This window comes from Isoptericola sp. NPDC019693, from assembly GCF_044389085.1.
GTDB lineage: Bacteria > Actinomycetota > Actinomycetes > Actinomycetales > Cellulomonadaceae > Isoptericola.
In genome coordinates this window covers 1-3,567 of record NZ_JBIRXP010000010.1, presented here as the reverse complement: position 1 = coordinate 3,567, position 3,567 = coordinate 1, and the positions used below count along the sequence as shown (strand labels likewise).

The following is a 3,567-nucleotide window of genomic DNA, read 5'->3' as shown; positions in this document are numbered from 1 at the left end:
TGTGGGGGGTAGGCGTGCCGGGTGTCTGCGGGTCGTCCGTTGCTTGAGAACTGCACAGTGGACGCGAGCATCCCAGATGTTCAGTACTGGTTGAGCGGGTTTCCTTTCGGGGTTTCTTGTTCGGCTGGTTTTCTGATCTCTGTGAAATATTGTAGTGTGTCGAAGTTTTTAAGGGCACAGGGTGGATGCCTTGGCACTAGGAGCCGAAGAAGGACGTGGTAGCCTGCGATAAGCCTCGGGGAGTTGGCAAACGAGCTGTGATCCGAGGGTGTCCGAATGGGGGAACCCGGCCCAAGTCATGTTGGGTCACCTGCATCTGAATACATAGGGTGTAGGGGGGAACGTCGGGAAGTGAAACATCTCAGTACCGACAGGAAGAGATATTCCGTGAGTAGTGGCGAGCGAAAGCGGATGAGGCCAAACCGTGTGTGTGTCAAGCTGTCAGGCGTTGCACATGCGGGGTTGTGGGACCTTCTGACCAGATCTGACAGTCTGGTAGCCAGTAAGAAAGCCGTGTCATAGTCGAACCGCATTGAAAGGCGGACCGTAGTGGGTGTGAGTCCCGTAGACGAAATGGTGCGGCCTGGTTGAGGGGATCCCAAGTAGCACGGGGCCCGTGAAATCTCGTGTGAATCTGGCAAGACCACTTGCTAAGCCTAAATACTACCTAGTGACCGATAGCGGACTAGTACCGTGAGGGAAAGGTGAAAAGTACCCCGGGAGGGGAGTGAAATAGTACCTGAAACCGTGTGCCTACAATCCGTCGGAGCCTCCTTAGCAGGGGTGACGGCGTGCCTTTTGAAGAATGAGCCTGCGAGTTAGTGCTCGGTGGCGAGGTTAACCCGTGTGGGGAAGCCGTAGCGAAAGCGAGTCCGAATAGGGCGTTACAGTCGCCGGGTCTAGACCCGAAGCGAAGTGATCTAGCCATGGGCAGGTTGAAGCGCCGGTAAGACGGCGTGGAGGACCGAACCCACTTAGGTTGAAAACTGAGGGGATGACCTGTGGTTAGGGGTGAAAGGCCAATCAAACTTCGTGATAGCTGGTTCTCCCCGAAATGCATTTAGGTGCAGCGTCACGTGTTTCTTGCCGGAGGTAGAGCTACTGGATGGCCGATGGGCCCTACCAGGTTACTGACGTCAGCCAAACTCCGAATGCCGGTAAGACATAGCGTGGCAGTGAGACTGCGGGGGATAAGCTTCGTAGTCGAGAGGGAAACAGCCCAGATCATCGGCTAAGGCCCCTAAGCGTGTGCTCAGTGGGAAAGGATGTGGAGTTGCACAGACAACCAGGAGGTTGGCTTAGAAGCAGCCACCCTTGAAAGAGTGCGTAATAGCTCACTGGTCAAGTGATTCCGCGCCGACAATGTAGCGGGGCTCAAGTACACCGCCGAAGCCGTGGCACTCACACGTTAGCCCAGCACCAACTTGTTGGTGTTCAGGTGTGTGGGTGGGTAGGGGAGCGTCGTGTGGGCAGTGAAGCTGCAGGGTGACCTAGTGGTGGAGCCTACACGAGTGAGAATGCAGGCATGAGTAGCGAATGACGGGTGAGAAACCCGTCCGCCGAATGACCAAGGGTTCCAGGGCCAGGCTAATCCGCCCTGGGTAAGTCGGGACCTAAGGCGAGGCCGACAGGCGTAGTCGATGGACAAGGAGTTGATATTCTCCTACCGGCGAAGAACCGCCCATACCGAGCCCGGTGATGCTAACCACCCCAATCCACCACCGAGGTCCTTCGGGATCTCACCGGTGGGGCGGCGTGGGACCCGAACCGGTAGTAGGTAAGCGTGTTAACAGGGGTGACGCAGGAAGGTAGCCCGGCGTGGCGATGGTAGTCCACGTCCAAGGTTGTAGCCCGCTTCGTAGGCAAATCCGCGAAGCACATAGGGTGAGAACTGATAGTGACCGCTTATGCGGGAATCGGGTGATCCTCTGCTGCCAAGAAAAGCCTCGACGCGAGGTTCTAGCCGCCCGTACCCCAAACCGACTCAGGTGGTCAGGTAGAGAATACCAAGGCGATCGAGCGAATCGTGGTTAAGGAACTCGGCAAAATGCCCCCGTAACTTCGGGAGAAGGGGGGCCCGAACCGTGAACCGGACTTGCTCCGGGGAGGCGGGGAGGGCCGCAGAGACCAGGGAGAAGCGACTGTTTACTAAAAACACAGGTCCGTGCGAAGTCGCAAGACGATGTATACGGACTGACGCCTGCCCGGTGCTGGAAGGTTAAGAGGACGGGTCAACTTCGGTGAAGCCCAGAATTTAAGCCCCAGTAAACGGCGGTGGTAACTATAACCATCCTAAGGTAGCGAAATTCCTTGTCGGGTAAGTTCCGACCTGCACGAATGGCGTAACGACTTCTCCGCTGTCTCAACCGCGAGCTCGGCGAAATTGCACTACGAGTAAAGATGCTCGTTACGCGCAGCAGGACGGAAAGACCCCGGGACCTTTACTATAGCTTGGTATTGGTGTTCGGTGCGGCTTGTGTAGGATAGGTGGGAGACTATGAAACCCGGCCGCCAGGTCGGGTGGAGTCAACGTTGAAATACCACTCTGGCCGCATCGACCATCTAACCTCGGTCCGTGATCCGGATCAGGGACAGTGCCTGGTGGGTAGTTTAACTGGGGCGGTTGCCTCCCAAAATGTAACGGAGGCGCTCAAAGGTTCCCTCAGCCTGGTTGGCAATCAGGTGTCGAGTGCAAGTGCACAAGGGAGCTTGACTGTGAGACCGACAGGTCGAGCAGGGACGAAAGTCGGAACTAGTGATCCGGCGGTGGCTTGTGGAAGCGCCGTCGCTCAACGGATAAAAGGTACCCCGGGGATAACAGGCTGATCTTGCCCAAGAGTCCATATCGACGGCATGGTTTGGCACCTCGATGTCGGCTCGTCGCATCCTGGGGCTGGAGTAGGTCCCAAGGGTTGGGCTGTTCGCCCATTAAAGCGGTACGCGAGCTGGGTTTAGAACGTCGTGAGACAGTTCGGTCCCTATCCGCTGCGCGCGCAGGAAACTTGAGAAGGGCTGTCCCTAGTACGAGAGGACCGGGACGGACGAACCTCTGGTGTGCCAGTTGTTCCGCCAGGAGCACGGCTGGTTAGCTACGTTCGGAAGGGATAACCGCTGAAAGCATCTAAGCGGGAAGCCTGCTTCAAGATGAGGTTTCCATCCCCCTCGTGGGGTGAAGGCACCCAGCTAGACCACTGGGTAGATAGGCCGGATGTGGAAGACAGGACCAAAGACTGTCGGAGCTGACCGGTACTAATAAGCCAACAACTTCACACACACTCAAACACTGTTTGACAATACATGCTACGCGTCCACTGTGCGGTTCCCGAGAAACGGGCACCACCCCCCACCACACACCGTGTGGCACACCAGGGGGAGACCTGATAACTCGATACTGTTACGGCGGTCATAGCGTTGGGGAAACGCCCGGTCCCATTCCGAACCCGGAAGCTTAGCCCTTCAGCGCCGATGGTACTGCCCTCGCGAGGGGGTGGGAGAGTAGGACGCCGCCGGACACCCATTCACGAAAGGCCCACCCCACACCCGGGGTGGGCCTTTCGCATACCCCGA

2 rRNA genes are annotated in these 3,567 nt (G+C 57.4%); both read left to right on the top strand.

Annotated features, from left to right (window positions below):
- Positions 1-157: 157 nt before the first annotated feature.
- Positions 158-3,273, top strand: a 23S ribosomal RNA gene (locus tag ACH436_RS20630).
- Positions 3,274-3,395: 122 nt separating this feature from the next.
- A 5S ribosomal RNA gene (rrf, locus tag ACH436_RS20625) occupies positions 3,396-3,512 on the top strand.
- The last annotated feature ends 55 nt before the right edge of the window (positions 3,513-3,567 follow it).